This is a genomic window from Neotamlana sedimentorum, from assembly GCF_000943565.1.
GTDB classification, from domain to species: Bacteria; Bacteroidota; Bacteroidia; order Flavobacteriales; family Flavobacteriaceae; genus Neotamlana; species Neotamlana sedimentorum.
Genome location: NZ_JTDW01000022.1, coordinates 18402 through 34973 on the forward strand (window position 1 = coordinate 18402; position 16572 = coordinate 34973).

Here is a 16572-nt window from a genome sequence, read left to right on the forward strand (position 1 = left end):
ATTGTAAACATTAAAACAAAGCTAAGTTTAAATGAAACGCATACTATTTATAACTCTTTTTTTACCCGCAATTTTATTAGCGCAACACTCTATTAAAGGTGTGTTTTCGCCGGCAGACGAATTTCGTGCTACTATTTTATATAAAGTAACACCAACAGTATCAAAATACGTAGCTAGCCGCGAGTTAGAAAAAGATGGTTCCTTCGAGATAAAGTTAGATTCTACGGTAACAAAAGGTATGTATCGTTTGGTGTATGCCATTCCGCAAGAAGATTACAATTTCGATATTATTTACAACGGAAAAGAAGATATTGAGTTAACCTTTAATTCTGAAACAGGTGTAACTTTCGTAAAATCTGTTGAAAACAAATTGCTGGCATCATACACCAATAGTATGTCTATGATTACGCAAAGCTTAAGCAATTATTATGGTAGCCATAGTAAAGACACTTTAGCTTTAAAAGCTATTTTTAAAACTCAAAAAGAGACACAAACTAATTTTGAAAAAGCGGCTCAAAACACCATTGCGTTACATTTTATTAAAGCCAACAAACCATATATTCCAACAAAAGTTGAAGATGTAAAAACTTATATTGGCAATTTAAGAAAGCATTATTTTGATAATATCGATTTTACCAACACAACCCTACAAAGCTCTAATTTTTTAGACGAAAAAATGTTGAACTATGTTTTTGGTACAAGCGACGAAACCAAAGACGATATTACTAATTACAAGGAAAATATCAGTATATTTTGCAAGGCCATGCAAAAAGTTCCAATAAAAACCAAACGCATTATGTTGGTAGATTTATGGCAGCAAATGGTAGATTTAGGCTTAGAACCTGTGGCAAATTTTATTTCGGAGAACTATTTAATGGATATTGCCGTTGCACTTAACGATCAAGAACTTTTGCATTCTTTAATTTTATATAAAAACCTATCGAATGGCAGTGCTGCTCCAGATTTTTCAATCGAGTTTAAAAAAGACAATATCGGTACTACCAAAAAGTTAAGCGAATTAAAACTCGCTGAAAATTATATAATTGTATTTTGGAGTAGTACCTGTTCGCATTGTTTAGATGAAATTCCACAGTTACAAAAATTCGTTAATACCTTCGAAAAAGGCAAAGTTAAAGTGATTGCTATTGGTTTAGAAGATCAAATTTATGGTTGGAAAACCTTAACCTACGATTACCCAGAGTTTATTCACGTATACGGTGAAGGCAAATGGGAAAATAAAATAGGCGACGATTACGGCGTTACAGCTACACCAACATATTTTGTAATTAATAAGGACAAAAAAATTAAAGCAAAACCAGAAAATTTTGAAGCTTTAAAAGTTTTTTTTGAGGAAGAATTATAATTTAACCATAACACCTCTGTCATTCTAAGTAAAGCAATACCGAAGAATTTTGGCTTTAAAGTAAACGTGATGGAATAAAAAACTTTGTACTTTTTTAGATGCTTCGCTGCGCTTTGAATGATAATAATACTTTTAATAACAAAAGTGCGCTTTACATAAATAATAATCTTTTCATATAATTCCTTACAAAGCCTTAACCAAACAACTCATTAGCCTTTTCGTAAACCAAATGCGACTCCCAACCACGATAAAGCAAATAATCAATAAGCTTCTTTTTTTTCTTTAATTTATTGCTTTCAGTAATGCTGTTTGCTTTCTTTTCGGCTAAATCATTAAAAACCTCGATGTATTCCGTATCCGTAATTTCTCTAAAAGCCTCATTTATATTAGCTTTGCTTATGTCTTTTTTCTTTAATTCTAAAGTTAAACGACGACGTCCCCATTTCTTAATTCTAAACTTGCCTCTTAGAAATGTTTTGGCAAAACGTTCTTCATTTAAAAAGTTGTGTTGTAGCAAGTGCATAATTACCGCATCGATGGCTTCGGGAATCATGTGCATGTTTATCAATTTTTGACGCACTTCTTTATGACAACGTTCTTGATACGCACAATAATGCTCCATTTTTTTAATGGCCTCTTGTAGTGTATATGTTTTTTTGGATTGCTGCATGCGTTCAAAAATAAACATTGAAACCATAACAATTTAAAATAAAACACCAAATCTCGCACTTTAAAACGTGCCACACTAAAAAAACCTAAGCTATGAAAAAAATTACCTTAATATTAATTCTTTTCGCTGTAAATATAAGTGAATCTCAAACTATACTATCTGTTGGAGATATAGCTATCAATGGATTTAATTCAAGAAATCCAGATCAATTTTCTTTTATTCTATTAACTAGTATTGATACCGGTACATCTATAAATTTTACAGATAATGGTTGGGATAACACGACCAACGATTTTAGATATACAGGAACAGGGGCCTTTGGAGAGGGTATAATCACCTGGACATCTACATCTTATTTACCTTGTGGAACTCAGGTTGTTATTGATGCAAATCCTGTTAATGCCTCCATAGCTAGCGCTGTCGAAACTGATTCTAATTTCGGATTAAACAATAGTGGAGACCAAATTTTGGCATTTCAAGGAAATACAACTACTCCCAATTTTTTATATGCTATAAATTTTGGTGGTACAACTGGCTGGACTAATGCCTCAATTACAACTAATACTAGTGCAGTTCCTCCTGGCTTAGCTGATGGGATTTCGGCAATTAACTTTGGTGATTTTGATAATGGGGCACATAATTGTACTACCGAAACCAACCAAGCCCTTTTGTTTGCTGATGTATCTAATTCAGCAAATTGGTCGTTTACGAATGGAGGTGGTAGCCACAGTAATTTAGGCACTTGTTCTTATAGCTGTGCACCTTGTTCTAGTACGATCACTTGGGATGGTACTAATTGGAATAACGGTACAGGCCCAGATACAACTTTAAATGCCATTATAAATGGAGATTATAACACCTTTACAAATGGTAATATAAGCGCCTGTAACCTAACTATAAACTCTGGTTTTATACTAGATGTTTCCGACGGTACATATGTTGACGTAAATAACGATGTGCAGGTTGATGGCATCATAATTGTACAAACAACAGCCAATTTTAAGCAACTTAACGACGCTGCCACATTTACTGTAAGCCCTAGTGGCTTAGCACAAGTTAACAAAGAAACAGCCCCAAAATACGAGTGGTATTATTACACCTATTGGAGTTCACCTGTTGTTGGAGAAACCATTGGAAATGTATTTCCAGATGTAGATGGAGACAGACGCTTTTTGTTTAATGCTGCTAATTTCATTGATGAACATTCCGTAGGAACTACCAATGGCATCCCAGATGATATTGATGATGATGGCAACGACTGGCAAATTGCTTACTCAGGTGACACCATGCTTCCAGGTATGGGTTATGCCGTTACCGAATCCCGAGCATTTCCCAGCGGATTTGGGCTGCCAGGTTCCGCCACATTTGAAGGTGAATTTAACACGGGTGATGTTCCTGTTACAATTGAAACAAACGCCGCCAACGTAGCACCAGCACAAAACTGGAATTTTATTGGTAACCCCTACCCTTCAGCTATAGATTTTGATGCCTTTCATGCAGCAAACAATACTGTTATCGACGGCGCAGCTTATTTTTGGTCGCAAGCCACACCGCCAGATGCCGCCAATGTAGGTAATGAAAATTTAAACTTTAGTAAAAACGATTATGCTATTTACTCTACTGGATCGGGTGGTATCACTACAGCTCCAGGAGGTAGCGGAACAACTCCTAATCAATACATCCCTTCGGGTCAAGGCTTTTTTGTAGCAGGACTTGGTGCTGGTGGCACAGCAACTTTTACTAATGCTATGCGAATGGCAGATGACACAAGTAACACACAGTTTTTTAAAACAGCAAACACTAAAGAAGAAACCTCAACAGCAAACAAACTTTGGGTTAACTTAACTTCCGATAACGGTGTATTTAACCAAATTTTAGTAGCTTATGTTGATGGCGCAACTAACGGAATGGATGGCTTAACTTACGATGCACCAAGACTTTCCATTAATAGTTTGGCAGCGGCTTTATATTCTACTATTGAAAACGAAAGCACAAAATTTGCTATTCAAGGAAAACATTCAAGCAGTTTAACTACCAACGAGGTTATTAAATTAGGCTTTAGCACAAAAATTAACGAGCCTACTATTTACAATTTGTCGTTAGCCGATTTTGAAGGTGAATTTTTAGGGAATAACATAGTAATTTTAAAAGACAACTTATTAAATAAAACACATAACTTAAGCGATAGCGATTATAGTTTTACATCGGAAACAGGTGTGTTTAACAGTCGTTTCGAAATTGTTTTTGATGCTGCCGTTTTAAATACCAAAACTTTTAACGCTAACATCAACAAGCTCTCTATTGTTAACCTAGATAACAACTACGTTAAATTTAGTATTACCAGTAACAACACTATAAAATCGGTTAAAATTTTAGATTTAGTTGGTCGTGAGATTTACAACTTTAGCGGGAATAGCGCCACCGAAATATTTCAGCTAAACAACCTAAAAAATAAAATTTATATAGCAAAAGTTGAACTTGAAAATGGGCAAGTTTTAAACAAAAAAGCTATTAAAAACTAATAACAATTAAATATCTTCCCCCTGAACTTAATTTATTAACTGCCATAAAGCACTGGTTTTATGGCAGTTTTTAATTTTATAAACTATACTGTAAAGCCATAATAAAATTTCGTCCAGCGGCTGCAATACCCGATGAATAAGTTTTATAACGTTGGTCTGTAATATTTTCTAAACTGGCAGTTATTTTTACTGCTGGAGTTACTTGGTATTGTGTGCGTAAATTTAAGGTATACCACGACGGGCTGTAAGGGTTGCCAAGAGCATCAACAGCATAAATATAATCTTTTTCCTGTTCGGACGGTGCTAATTGTAAATACGAAAAAGCATCACTAAAATTGGTAAAAGCATCGAGCGTAAGTTTATTATCACTCCAGGTAATGTGCGCATTGCCAAAACTAGGCGGAGCATGTCTTACCGGAATTTCAATACCATCGTTAACCTCGGTACCTCCAACAACGTTGTACTGTGCCGTTAATTTAAGTTTGTTAGTAAAGTTTATTTTTCCACCGGCTTCAAAACCATAAATCCATGCTTTCGATGCGTTTTGCATCGCTTGTACCTCGCTAAGTTCGCCATTGTAAATAATTTCGGTTTCGCCATTTAAGTTATAATCTCTGCGCACCAAAGCGTTATTTAAATAAGTGTAGTAAGTGTTTAAATCTAAAATAACTGTATTGTTAAAGTTTAGTATAACCCCAAGTTCACCACCATAAGCATATTCTGGCTTTAAGTTGTTATTTGGCACAACTACAGAGCCTGGTTCAGAATCGAAAACCTTACCTATATCGTCTATATTTGGTGCTCTAAAAGCCGACGAAGCATTTATTTTCCATTGAATGTTTTGGTTTGGCGCCCAACTAATTCCCGCGGTTCCTGTAAGTGCATCAGAATCATTATTAGCACTCGAAAACGGTAAGTTTAAAAACACATTATTTTCAACAAAACTAGCCCTACTCGCTACATAATTATACCGTAACCCCGACTGAAATACAAAGTTAGGTTGCGGCTTATATTTTATACTGCTATAAACTGCTGCCGATTGCCAAGTGGCTCCGTTTGGGTAACGAGACAACGCCTTTTGAAAAGTATTAGTATCGATAAATTGCGTTTTTCCAGTTGATGTCACTTGATTAAACACATACTCGCCACCGTAAAAAAACTCCAATTTTGGGCTTAAGGTTTTTTCTAAATCTAAGTTAAACGATACAGCATCGACTGCTTCTTCATTAATATTTCTTTCAACCGACTGGTAATCTCGATCTAACCTGCTTTCTTGAAAATTTTGATAAGCCAAAGTGGCTTTTATTTTATCGTATAAATTAGAACCACTACTTAATTTAGTGATTTGTAAATTGGACATAAACCATTTTTGTGGTCCGTAATCCCATTCGGCCGATCGCAGCAAGCCATCGCGATACCTTATCAATCTATCGTAACGTGAATAACTTGATGTATTGGTATAAAACAAACCTAAATCGAAACTTAAATTATTTTTAGGTTGAAATTTCACCTTTTGCATTAAGTTTAATTGATTATATCCGGAAAATCGCTGTATTAAAGGGTTTCTATTATTAACTATTTCGTCGCCGTTTGGTGTGGTAATTACGTATTCGGTTCTTAAATAGTCGTTTGGTCCGTGGCTACCCATTTTTAAATCGTCGAAATTATTATAGGATATATTGCTAACAAATGCCCATTTTTTAAACCCTAAATTCACATCGAAATGTCCTGTTTTTTCGTTACTTGCACTGGCATATCTGGTTATAACGTTTGCTTTTAGAAATATATTATTGGTATGCGAAAACTGTGGTTTTTGAGTATAAAAACTCATAACACCACCAATAGCATCGCTACCATAAATTACAGAACCAGCACCCAGTGTAACTTCGGTATTTTGCACCGAAAGCGGGTCGATAGAAATTACATTTTGAAGGTTTCCGCTTCTAAAAATGGCATTATTCATTCGTACGCCATCAACCGTAATTAAAAGTCTGTTGGTAGAAAAACCACGAATCATTGGGCTACCACCTCCGTATTGACTTTTCTGCACAAAAACATGCCCTGTTTGTTCTAGTAAATCTGCACTGGTTTGTGGATTATTTAATTTTACATCTTCAGCATTAATACTTATTATTTTTTGAGAAATATCGCGTTTGTTTTGTTCGAATTTAGAAGCAGAAATAACAATTTCGTCTAAATCTTGTGTATTTGAAACCAAGTACACTTTGTTAAACTTAATGTTTACTTTTTTTATATGTTTAAGTAAATGTGATAAGTGCTTAAAGTATATAGTTTCGTTGTTGGCAAACTCAGAAATATTAGCTTCACCCCTAAAATTTGTAACCACACTTTTGGTTTTATCTATATTGTAAATAGCCACACCAAAAAGCGGTTCGTTGGTTATAGAGTTTAAAACTTTAATTTGTTGCGCTTGCATTATTACCGAAAACAGTATACTACAAACTACATAGAAATACTTCATTAATTAACTAAATACTTGGTTAAAAATTTGTAACGACTTTGGTTTTTTAAAGTTACCTAAATGTAGCTCGAAATAAAGCAAAATAGTGTTTAAAAATTGTTGGCGCTGTTTACCGCTAATTTTAACTGAAGAAAGTGCATCAAAATTTGTGCCTAAAAGGGTTTTTATTAAAACTAAATTTTCGCCGGAAATACTATATTTATCCGATGATTCTTGCTGAAATTCGCCTTCATACAAATTAAAATAAGGGTACTGTATTAAAGAGACATCGGGATAAAACCCTAAATACTTAGTAAGATTTAATAAAAATAGTAAATGAAAGTTTGCATACGATTGTTGACTATCTAGCCACAACAATGTGTTTTCAAGATAACTGTAAAGTGTTTTATTGGACTCTTCTTCTTTTAAAGTAGTAGCCAATACCTCGGCTAAAAACATAACAATAGCACTTTTTAAAACATTGGTATGTAAACTAGTATAAATATAATTTGGCTTTGTTTCCTTTACACTATGCAAGCTGCTTTTTGCATTGTAATTTATTATCATTTGAACTTGAGATAAAAGCTGATAATAAGCAACTCTAGAGCCTCCTTTTTTACTTTTAAGAACGCCCCGTAATAAAACACTTAAAACACCTTTTTCTTGTGTATAGCATGTAACAATAAGGTCATTATCTTTATAACGTATTTTTGAGAGTACAATGGCATTTGTAGTAATTAACATTAGCGCACAACCATTAGTTTAACAACTTTGGTTTCTAGCGTATCAAGGTCTGAAAGCATAATTAAATACACCCCTGAAGCCACTACATTATTGGCTAAGTTTTTACCATTCCAGTAGGCAGTACCACCATCAATCTCTAAATTATATCCACTAAATCGTTGATTAATGTTAGATTGTGCTTCGGCAACCAAATTACCAGAAATATCTGTAATTTTAATGTTTACATTTTCCGAAATATCTTTTATGGTTACTTTTTTCTCAACAATATCAAAATTTGGTCGAACAGGGTTTGGGTAAGCATAAACATTTTCTAAAGTAGTAAAAGTACCCGAACTTCCCGAAGAAAACGACACCAACCCGTTACTAGTTGCAACATAAACCTTACCGTTATCGTAATTTAATGCAATATCGCGAATACTATTTGATGGTAAAGGTGAATTGTCTTTTGTAAAATGATAAATGGTGTTTTGCCCATCAGATGAAAAATAAAACAACCCAGAGCTGTCGGTGCCTACCCATTTATTATTAGATCCATCTACTTTAATATCGGTAATATATTGTTGAAACAATAATTCTTGAGCTTCACCATTTTCTTCAATAATAATTTCGTAAACCTGCACATCGTCACTCTCAAGAAAATTAGTTGTATTGTATAACACTCTTAAACCGGCATAAGTTCCTATCCAAAGTTGATTTCTATTATCTAACGCCAACGCAGTCGCTCTCTGATGTGGCATATTATGCTCTTCGGTGTAAATAGCTTTTATTACCGGATTAACATTTTCGTTATAAGCAATTACACCATAACTATAAGACGAACCCCATTTTGTACCGTTATCATCGACTACTAAATCTGAAAACCCTAAATTACCATCATTTAAACCATCGGATATTACATCTGTATAACTAAATACTTGCCATTGATTGGTTTCTGGGTTAAACGATTTTAATGGGCGATCGACTAAACTAGTTAAAGACCACAGCAATCCATTATTATCGAATACGGTTGGGCCTACCCGAATATCTATATAATTGGGGTTTGATAAAACTAACGATTCTAAACCACTATTGGTTTGGTTATAAAGTGTAGTAGGTAAATCGTCGTTAATTTCTAGTAAACCACTAAAAAAAGAACTTACAAATACTTGATTTCTATTATTAGGGTTTACTGTAATGTTGTTTAAACTTTTTGCTTCGAAAACTTCACTGTAATTAATATTAACCCATTCGTTATTTTTTAAATGACTAATACCTCGGCTATTTAAAGGATATGGATTAAAATAAACATCGTATTCTCCAAATGTTACCCAAACACCATATAGCGAAGTTTCAATTGAAAATGGCTCATTTAAAAGTGGCCCATCTGGATGAATTTCTTCATAATCGAAACCATTAGAAAGACTGGTTTTTAGAATACCATAATCTTGAGATCCTATATATAAATTATTTGAATGAACAATTGCTGATGTAAAAGATGTATCGAATAACGGGTTTATTTCGGCTTGAATAATCGAATTAAAATCGGCATCAAAAACAAATACATTACTATTTGTAGTAACTGTTAAATGTGTTGTAGTACCCGAAAATTTTAACGGCGTATTTGGAAATTGCTGCAATTGCGAAAACACATCATTATTGGCAGAATAAATGTAGTTATTGAAATTTATTGCATACAAATTATCTTGAGTTGCTTGTATACCTAACCAGCTACCAGAATTAACGGTTTCCCAATTTTGGTAATCGATTAAATTTGGGTTGGTTAAAAGTCCTTTTCTTACACCGTTCCCGTTGGAACAAGCCGCATAAAGAAAGCCATTATAAATAGTTGTTTGGTTTACTATTAATTGGCTACCGTTATCGCCAATAAAATAAGTGTCGCCAAACTCTAAACGCTCCAGATTAAATACCGAAATGCCATAATTTGTTGAAATATATAAGTTATTATCAAGAGCATTAAAATGATTTATGCGCTTGTTAGTTGGCGATATGGTAACTTTATCTACAATATCTACAAGTGTTAAAACATCGCCACCATTATTAAAAACAACTTCAATTAAACCACTTTCGTAACCCACTACTAACAATTGGTAGTTTTCGCTGTAATAAATAGTTGAAATAGATTCGCCAGAAAGCCCATGAATAGTACTTATTTCTTCAATATCGTTTGTTTGATTATCAAAAGAAAAAATAGCATTATTTGAAGCGGCAAAAATTTTACTATCACCAATCGACACATCAATAATTTCATTATATGAAAAATGCCCTTCCCAAAGCGCAGAATAATCTTGAGCAAAATAAGTTGCAGGGAATAAACATAATAGTAAAACAAAAAGAGGTTTAAGCATGCTATTGTTTTAGGTGTTCAAATATATTTATTACTAACGAGTTTTTGTTTAAAATAATGTACTAAAACAAAAAAGCTTCACTTTAAAGGTGAAGCTTTTAAAATTAGATTTATTTATTTTAAACAATTCCTTGAGCCAACATAGCATCGGCAACTTTAACAAAACCAGCTATATTAGCACCTTTAACATAGTTAATATAACCATCATCTTCCGTTCCATATTCTATACAGGCATCATGAATGTTTTTCATAATACCTTTTAAGCGATCATCTACCTCTTCTCTGGTCCAGCTAATTCTCAAGGAGTTTTGAGACATTTCTAGACCTGAAGTGGCTACACCACCAGCATTAGATGCTTTACCTGGAGCAAATAAAATTTTAGCATTATGAAATGCTGAGATAGCGCCTTTTGTAGATGGCATATTAGCACCCTCGCTAACACAAATACAACCATTTTCTAAAAGTAATTTGGCACTACTTTCATTTAATTCGTTTTGTGTAGCACAAGGTAGCGCTATATCACATGGCACCTCCCATGGCGTTTTTCCAGAAACAAATTTAGAATTTGGATATTTATTTACATACTCATTAATTCTACCTCGTTTTACATTTTTTAGCTCCATAACAAATTTAAGCTTTGCCTCATCGATACCTTCTTCATCAAAAATATAACCAGAAGAGTCAGACAAAGTTGCTACTTTACCACCTAACTGTATTACTTTTTCGGCTGCGTATTGAGCCACGTTACCAGAACCAGAAATAACAACAGTTTTACCTTCTACAGAATCGTTTTTAGTGTTTAGCATGCTTTCTGCAAAATACACAGTACCATAACCTGTAGCTTCTGGACGAATTAACGAACCACCCCACGACAGACCTTTACCAGTTAATACACCTGTAAATTCGTTTCGAAGTTTTTTATACATACCAAAAAGAAAACCAATTTCGCGAGCACCTACTCCAATATCCCCTGCAGGCACATCGGTATTGGGACCAATATGTCTAAATAATTCACTCATAAAAGCATGACAAAAACGCATAATTTCATTGTCGCTTTTTCCTTTAGGATCAAAATCACTACCGCCTTTACCTCCACCCATTGGAAGAGTAGTTAAAGAGTTTTTAAATACCTGCTCAAACGCTAAAAACTTTAAAATACTTGCATTTACAGTTGGATGAAAACGTAAACCCCCTTTATATGGACCAATGGCAGAGTTCATTTGTATACGATAACCTCTATTTACTTGTATTTCGCCACTATCGTCTACCCAAGATATTCTAAACGAAATTAATCGTTCGGGCTCAACCATCCTTAGTAAAATATTTTTACCATAATATATGTCGTGTTTAACAATATAAGGAATTACCGTTTCGGCTACTTCCTCTACAGCTTGTAAAAATTCTGGTTCATGACCATTACGTAGTTTTACAAGATCTAAAAATTCTTCAATATTTTTTTTCATATACAAAAGTATTGCAATGGTGATTTATTAATATAATAATTATATGATGCAAATATACGATATCTACAATTTAAACGTTTTTATTTTTATAATTTCGCAATAAGAATTTCGCGATTTTCCACTTAACTAATAATATTTGTTTGTTATCGCAGTTTTTATATATTTGTGAACATTAATTTGCCTCAAGAAAAATAAACCTTATTATGCTTAACTTGAAACATTTAGTTTCTTTTCTCCTACTGTTTGTTTCGATGCAAACTGTAAAAGCTCAATTAGGCTTTTCTCACGAAATTGGTGCAATTGCGGGTCCAGTTCAATTTCGCTCAGATTTTGGCGGAAGAGATGAAAACGAAACTAATTTTGGTAATTCAGGCATTGGAATTGGTTTAATTCACTACATAAACTTCTCGTATAGAGCAGATTGCAACTGCTACACTACCGATACTTATTTTAATGATCATTTTAAATTAAGAAATGAACTTTCTTATAATAGAACCAAATTAAATCATTTTGGAAAATGGGTTGGTGCAGACCGAACTTCGTTAGATGCTGATAGACTTAGAGTTCACAGCGGAGTTGCTAGTAATTTAGATATTGGAACCCAACTTGAATATTTCCCTTTAAGTATTCGCGATTTTCAAGCTTTTGCTTATAGTTTTGCCCCATACATTAGCTTAGGAGTACACTATACCTACAGCTCACCTCAAGCCACAACTACTTATGGTGATGGTAACGTTTTTAATGCAGACAACATTTATTCATATTGGTATCAAGACGATAGCTATTTACCCCCATTAGAAAGCGGAGCCACTCGTGAATACCCAATAGATACAAAGCCGTTTTCTGCTTGGTCGGCAGTAGCTAGTGTTGGTGTTCGATATAAACTAACTAAATTATCTGATTTACTTCTAGATTTACGATGGCAATATTACTTTAGCGATTGGGTTGACGGTTTAAATCATGAGCTTGATTTCAACAAAAACAACGATTGGCTGGTTTGGCTTAATTTTGGTTATGTTTATTACCTCGATTAAATTTTAAACGTTTAAAATATTGTTAAGTTTTTGCAATTAATAGGCTTTAATAATTGCATTTTTTATTTTTAATGGTGTATTTAAACGCTTTATGAAAAAACTTAACCACACTGCTTTAATTATTATTCTTATCACCTTTTTTAGTTGTAAAAAAGAAACTGAAACAATACAGTTTAGCGAAACGAGTTTTAATGTAGAAAATAACAAACTAGTTGAAATAAACTCCGTATTAGCTAAGGGAAATAAAAACATAGTTTCTAAAATTAACAACCAAATTAACGGTGCTTTAATTAATGCTTTACATGTTGTAGATGGAGATACAACATCATTAAAAACTGTTGAAGAAGGCATTTCTTTTTTTAATAATGCTTACAATAGTTTTTCGGAAGAAGTTAAAGAAGCAACACCACCTTGGGAAACACAAATTGATGTAGAAGTCATGTATCAATCTGAAGTATTAGCGTCAATAGCTATAACCACTTATGCTTATACAGGCGGTGCTCACGGACTTACTACAATAATTTTTAAAAATTTCGATTTAACTACAGGAAATCTTATTGATAACGCTGACTTATTTACCGATTATAACAGCTTTAAAAAGCTATCGGAAAAGTACTTCGATAAAAATATTGAAGATAAAAACAGCTTATTTGAGCCATCAAATTTTAAAATGCCAGTAAACATAGCTTATTCTGGTGAAGGCATTGTTTTACTTTACAATACATACGAAATTGCGCCTTATTCTACTGGAATTATAGAGTTTTTAATTCCCTATAACGAGTCTGAACCTTATTTAGCTCTTAACCACCTTTAAAAGTGCTAAAACATACCCGTAATGCAATCCTTCATGAAGAAAAACAAATTGTAAAGCATCTTCAATTTTAGTTAAGGTATTTCCTGTTGTAGACACCGTGTATTCATTATAAGTTTTAAAAATGCCCGCATTATAATCGGTTTCTACTTTTTTAATGGTTGATGTAAGCAACGCCTTAATTTCGTCTACTTCTTTTTGAGAAATAGTACCTTCTGGTTTCGAATCTTTTTTGTATTTGTTTATCATCTCATTATCAAGAGAAACTTCTAAACCCGATAGTTTATAAGCTAATACTTCTAAAGTAACCACGACGTGAGCAATATTCCAGATAATATTATTGTTAAATCCTTCAGGTATTTTATTTAAATCTTCTAAAGTATTTTCTTCAATTATATTTTTAAAAATTCGACGTGTGTTATTTAAAACTTTAAATACGAAATCCATTTGTTTATTTTTGGACTAAATATACCGTTAATTTAATTTGAAATTAAAAAAACATGAAAAAAGTCTATTATCTAAAAACCTGTAATACTTGTACCAGAATTTTAAAAGAGCTTAACTTACCAAAAGAATTTGTTTTACAAGACATAAAAAGCGAACCAATAACCGTAAAGCAAATAGAAGACATGAAAGCACTTTCGGGCAGCTATGAAGCCTTATTTAGTAAACGCGCCAAACTTTACAAGGAAATGGACTTAAAAAATCAAGATTTAAAAGAGCGCGATTACAAAAACTATATCTTAGAACATTACACCTTTTTAAGTCGTCCCGTTATTATAATTCAGGATGATATATTTATTGGAAGCTCAAAAAAGACTATTGAAGCGGTAAAAACTAATATTAACAATTAAATATTATCTGTTTTTTAGAAGATAATTAGCTCCATTTGGCTAAAATACTGTTAAACTTCACTTTAATTCTAAACGATTAGTTAGTTTTGTGCCATAATTAAGACTACTATAATGAAGTTTTTTAAAATTTTAAGCATTTGTGTATTATTAAGTATTGTAATTGCTTGTAATGAAAAAAAGAAAAATATAATTGAAACCAAAACTGTAGTGAAAGAAATAGAAAATCTGAGTCAAACCAGAGTTTTAAACGAAAAGAAAGAAAATTTTAATAATAAAGCCGACGACATTACTAAAAGAGTTTACCAAGAAGGGCTAGATGCTGTAATTGAAAGTGGTATTTTACAATCGGCCAAAAATGTTGGAGACATCGCTCCGAGTTTTTCATTAAAAAACGCGGTAGGACAAACTGTTAATCTAAAAGATTACTTAGCCAAGGGGCCAGTAGTTTTAGTCTGGTACAGAGGTGGTTGGTGCCCATATTGTAATATAAATTTACAATACTTACAGCAAGAATTACCAAAATTTAAAGCCGCAGGTGCCAATTTAATTGCCCTAACCCCCGAATTACCAGATCAATCTATTAACACATCAGACAAACATAATTTGGAATTCGAAGTATTAAGTGATGTTGGAAATGAAATAGCCAAAGCCTACGGTGTTGTTTTTAAACTCACAGCCGAAGTTGCAGAAATTTATAACAAAAAATTTGATTTAAACACGCATAATGGTGATACCACTAACGAATTGCCTCTTGCAGCAACCTACATTATAAATACTAATGGAAAAATTGAATACGCATTTTTAGATGCTGACTATAGAAACCGTGCAGAGCCAAGCGAGATTACAGCATTTTTAAAAAAGATGTAAATTTGTAATATGCCAAGAACAAAAAATTATAACGAAAACGAAGTCATAGAAAAAGCCATGAACCTGTTTTGGAAAAATGGTTACGAAACTACGTCTATGCAAATGCTTGAAAAAGAAATGGGCATTAACAAGTTTTCTATATACGCGAGTTTTGGCAATAAAAATGGTGTGTTTTTAGAAAGTATAAAATGTTATAAGTTAAAATTAAATACGCTTATTAGTAAGCTAGAAGCATCAACTAACGGGCTAAATGGCATTAAAACTTATTTTTACGATTTTTTAACCTTTTCGAAGGAAAACAATTGTAGTAAAGGTTGTTTAATAACAAATACAGCTAATGAAATTGGTGACGATGCCGACCAACAAATAAAAAACGCGCTGTCTAGTTTTACCAATACCGTACGCGAGGTTTTTGTAAATGTTTTAAAAAAAGAGAACCATAATACTGTTGCAGAGCAACAAGCCGATTATTTAATAGTTGCCATGTTTGGACTATCGTCAGCAAGTCGTGTTTTTAACGCATCGCAATTAAATAACTATATAGAGAATATATTTAAAAACCTATAAACAAAAATTTTTTAACGCATATCTAAACAATCGTTTAGATTTAATTAATATTGAAAAAGAAAAATTATGAGTACATTAAAAGTTCACACTATCGAATCTGCACCAGCAGAAAGTAAACCATTATTAGAAGAATCTGTAAAAAGTTTTGGTATGTTACCAGGATTACACGGTGTTTTAGCAGAGTCTCCACAAATATTAGAAGCTTACAAAGTATTACACGGTTTGTTTGCTGGCTCCTCGTTTAATGCCGAAGAATTAACTGTAGTATGGCAAACCATAAACGTAGAACATGGTTGTCATTATTGTGTACCTGCTCACACGGGCATTGCACACTCAATGAAAGTAGATGCTGCTTTAACAGAAGCATTAAGAAACCAATCGCCAATGCCTACCGAAAAATTACAAGTTTTACACGATACTACATTAAGTATTGTAAGAAACCGTGGTAACATTTCGGATGAAGAGATAAACAAATTCTACAAAGCTGGTTATACCGAGCGTAATTTATTAGATATTATTTTAGGATTAGCTCAAAAAGTTATTAGTAACTATACAAATCATATTGCAGAAACTCCTGTAGACGATGCATTTAAAAAGTTTGCCTGGGCAAAATAATTGAGGGATTCAATTAGCCAAACAAAAAGAGCCTATATTTATATATAAGCTCTTTTTAATATAAATTTTTAATCGAAACTACAATCTATAAATAAAAAGATAACAATAGGATAAAATAACATATAATCGCGTTAATTTTATTGTTTTTTACAACCGACATCCGCTGTATCTTTGAATTGTTAAACATTATTAAATTATATCGATATAATTTTAATGATAACAGACTTGAAAAAATTGGTGGTAGATTTTTTTAAGTC

14 protein-coding genes are annotated in these 16572 nt (G+C 32.9%); 8 read left to right on the top strand and 6 right to left on the bottom strand.

The annotated features are described in order from the left end of the window. The first annotated feature begins 31 nt into the window (after positions 1-31). Entirely contained in the window at positions 32-1363 is a 1332-nt protein-coding gene (locus PW52_RS16230; RefSeq protein WP_044634034.1) for a TlpA family protein disulfide reductase, read from the top strand. 193 nt (positions 1364-1556) lie between these two features. Here PW52_RS16230 and PW52_RS16235 read toward each other — a convergent pair whose 3' ends face one another. Then, a complete protein-coding gene (locus PW52_RS16235) occupies positions 1557-2051 on the bottom strand; it encodes a regulatory protein RecX (RefSeq protein ID WP_240475207.1) in 495 nt (164 codons plus the stop codon). A 74-nt stretch (positions 2052-2125) separates the two neighbouring features. Between PW52_RS16235 and PW52_RS16240 the strand changes: the two genes are divergently transcribed. Next, entirely contained in the window at positions 2126-4555 is a 2430-nt protein-coding gene (locus PW52_RS16240; protein WP_044634035.1) for a T9SS type A sorting domain-containing protein, read from the top strand. A gap of 76 nt (positions 4556-4631) precedes the next feature. Here PW52_RS16240 and PW52_RS16245 read toward each other — a convergent pair whose 3' ends face one another. From PW52_RS16245 to gdhA, 4 genes are all read right to left on the bottom strand, one after another. Next, positions 4632-7037 (bottom strand): TonB-dependent receptor, encoded by a 2406-nt coding sequence (locus PW52_RS16245; RefSeq protein ID WP_044634036.1) that lies wholly within the window; start codon positions 7035-7037, stop codon positions 4632-4634. Positions 7038-7040: 3 nt separating this feature from the next. Then, positions 7041-7760: a DNA repair protein RecO gene (recO, locus tag PW52_RS16250; RefSeq protein ID WP_044634037.1), complete on the bottom strand. Its 720-nt coding sequence runs from the start codon at positions 7758-7760 to the stop codon at positions 7041-7043. Beyond that, positions 7760-10105 (bottom strand): type IX secretion system anionic LPS delivery protein PorZ, encoded by a 2346-nt coding sequence (gene porZ, locus PW52_RS16255; RefSeq protein WP_044634038.1) that lies wholly within the window; start codon positions 10103-10105, stop codon positions 7760-7762. Before porZ ends, recO begins: the two co-directional genes overlap by 1 nt. 118 nt (positions 10106-10223) lie before the next feature. Beyond that, positions 10224-11567: an NADP-specific glutamate dehydrogenase gene (gdhA, locus tag PW52_RS16260; RefSeq protein WP_044634039.1), complete on the bottom strand. Its 1344-nt coding sequence runs from the start codon at positions 11565-11567 to the stop codon at positions 10224-10226. A gap of 203 nt (positions 11568-11770) precedes the next feature. Here gdhA and PW52_RS16265 point away from each other — a divergent pair, with 203 nt between their 5' ends. Both PW52_RS16265 and PW52_RS16270 read left to right on the top strand, forming a co-directional pair. After that, on the top strand, positions 11771-12601 hold the full coding sequence (locus tag PW52_RS16265; RefSeq protein WP_044634040.1) for a THC0290_0291 family protein: 831 nt from the start codon (positions 11771-11773) through the stop codon (positions 12599-12601). 91 nt (positions 12602-12692) lie between these two features. Then, the gene (locus PW52_RS16270; RefSeq protein WP_044634041.1) at positions 12693-13415 is read left to right on the top strand and encodes a DUF3298 and DUF4163 domain-containing protein; all 723 of its coding nucleotides are present in this window, start codon (positions 12693-12695) and stop codon (positions 13413-13415) included. Here the strand turns inward: PW52_RS16270 and PW52_RS16275 are convergent. Beyond that, positions 13395-13859: a DinB family protein gene (locus tag PW52_RS16275; protein ID WP_044634042.1), complete on the bottom strand. Its 465-nt coding sequence runs from the start codon at positions 13857-13859 to the stop codon at positions 13395-13397. The two genes, PW52_RS16270 and PW52_RS16275, sit on opposite strands and share 21 nt — an antisense overlap. A 53-nt stretch (positions 13860-13912) precedes the next feature. Here PW52_RS16275 and PW52_RS16280 point away from each other — a divergent pair, with 53 nt between their 5' ends. The 4 genes from PW52_RS16280 (at position 13913) to PW52_RS16295 (ending at position 16315) form a co-directional block, all read left to right on the top strand. Further along, positions 13913-14266 (top strand): arsenate reductase family protein, encoded by a 354-nt coding sequence (locus tag PW52_RS16280; protein ID WP_044634043.1) that lies wholly within the window; start codon positions 13913-13915, stop codon positions 14264-14266. A gap of 111 nt (positions 14267-14377) precedes the next feature. Next, positions 14378-15133 (top strand): peroxiredoxin-like family protein, encoded by a 756-nt coding sequence (locus PW52_RS16285; RefSeq protein WP_082050935.1) that lies wholly within the window; start codon positions 14378-14380, stop codon positions 15131-15133. 9 nt (positions 15134-15142) lie between these two features. After that, complete coding sequence (locus PW52_RS16290) at positions 15143-15700, top strand: TetR/AcrR family transcriptional regulator (protein WP_044634044.1); 558 nt, start codon at positions 15143-15145, stop codon at positions 15698-15700. Positions 15701-15766: 66 nt separating this feature from the next. Then, on the top strand, positions 15767-16315 hold the full coding sequence (locus tag PW52_RS16295) for a carboxymuconolactone decarboxylase family protein (protein ID WP_044634045.1): 549 nt from the start codon (positions 15767-15769) through the stop codon (positions 16313-16315). The last annotated feature ends 257 nt before the right edge of the window (positions 16316-16572 follow it).

Excerpts from the sequence above, each read along its gene's own strand:
- PW52_RS16230 (WP_044634034.1), top strand. The coding sequence starts at position 32 with ATGAAACGCATACTATTTATAACTCTTTTTTTACCCGCAATTTTATTA.
- PW52_RS16235 (WP_240475207.1), bottom strand. The coding sequence starts at position 2,051 with ATGTTTATTTTTGAACGCATGCAGCAATCCAAAAAAACATATACACTA.
- PW52_RS16240 (WP_044634035.1), top strand. The coding sequence starts at position 2,126 with ATGAAAAAAATTACCTTAATATTAATTCTTTTCGCTGTAAATATAAGT.
- PW52_RS16245 (WP_044634036.1), bottom strand. The coding sequence starts at position 7,037 with ATGAAGTATTTCTATGTAGTTTGTAGTATACTGTTTTCGGTAATAATG.
- recO (WP_044634037.1), bottom strand. The coding sequence starts at position 7,760 with ATGTTAATTACTACAAATGCCATTGTACTCTCAAAAATACGTTATAAA.
- porZ (WP_044634038.1), bottom strand. The coding sequence starts at position 10,105 with ATGCTTAAACCTCTTTTTGTTTTACTATTATGTTTATTCCCTGCAACT.
- gdhA (WP_044634039.1), bottom strand. The coding sequence starts at position 11,567 with ATGAAAAAAAATATTGAAGAATTTTTAGATCTTGTAAAACTACGTAAT.
- PW52_RS16265 (WP_044634040.1), top strand. The coding sequence starts at position 11,771 with ATGCTTAACTTGAAACATTTAGTTTCTTTTCTCCTACTGTTTGTTTCG.
- PW52_RS16270 (WP_044634041.1), top strand. The coding sequence starts at position 12,693 with ATGAAAAAACTTAACCACACTGCTTTAATTATTATTCTTATCACCTTT.
- PW52_RS16275 (WP_044634042.1), bottom strand. The coding sequence starts at position 13,859 with ATGGATTTCGTATTTAAAGTTTTAAATAACACACGTCGAATTTTTAAA.
- PW52_RS16280 (WP_044634043.1), top strand. The coding sequence starts at position 13,913 with ATGAAAAAAGTCTATTATCTAAAAACCTGTAATACTTGTACCAGAATT.
- PW52_RS16285 (WP_082050935.1), top strand. The coding sequence starts at position 14,378 with ATGAAGTTTTTTAAAATTTTAAGCATTTGTGTATTATTAAGTATTGTA.
- PW52_RS16290 (WP_044634044.1), top strand. The coding sequence starts at position 15,143 with ATGCCAAGAACAAAAAATTATAACGAAAACGAAGTCATAGAAAAAGCC.
- PW52_RS16295 (WP_044634045.1), top strand. The coding sequence starts at position 15,767 with ATGAGTACATTAAAAGTTCACACTATCGAATCTGCACCAGCAGAAAGT.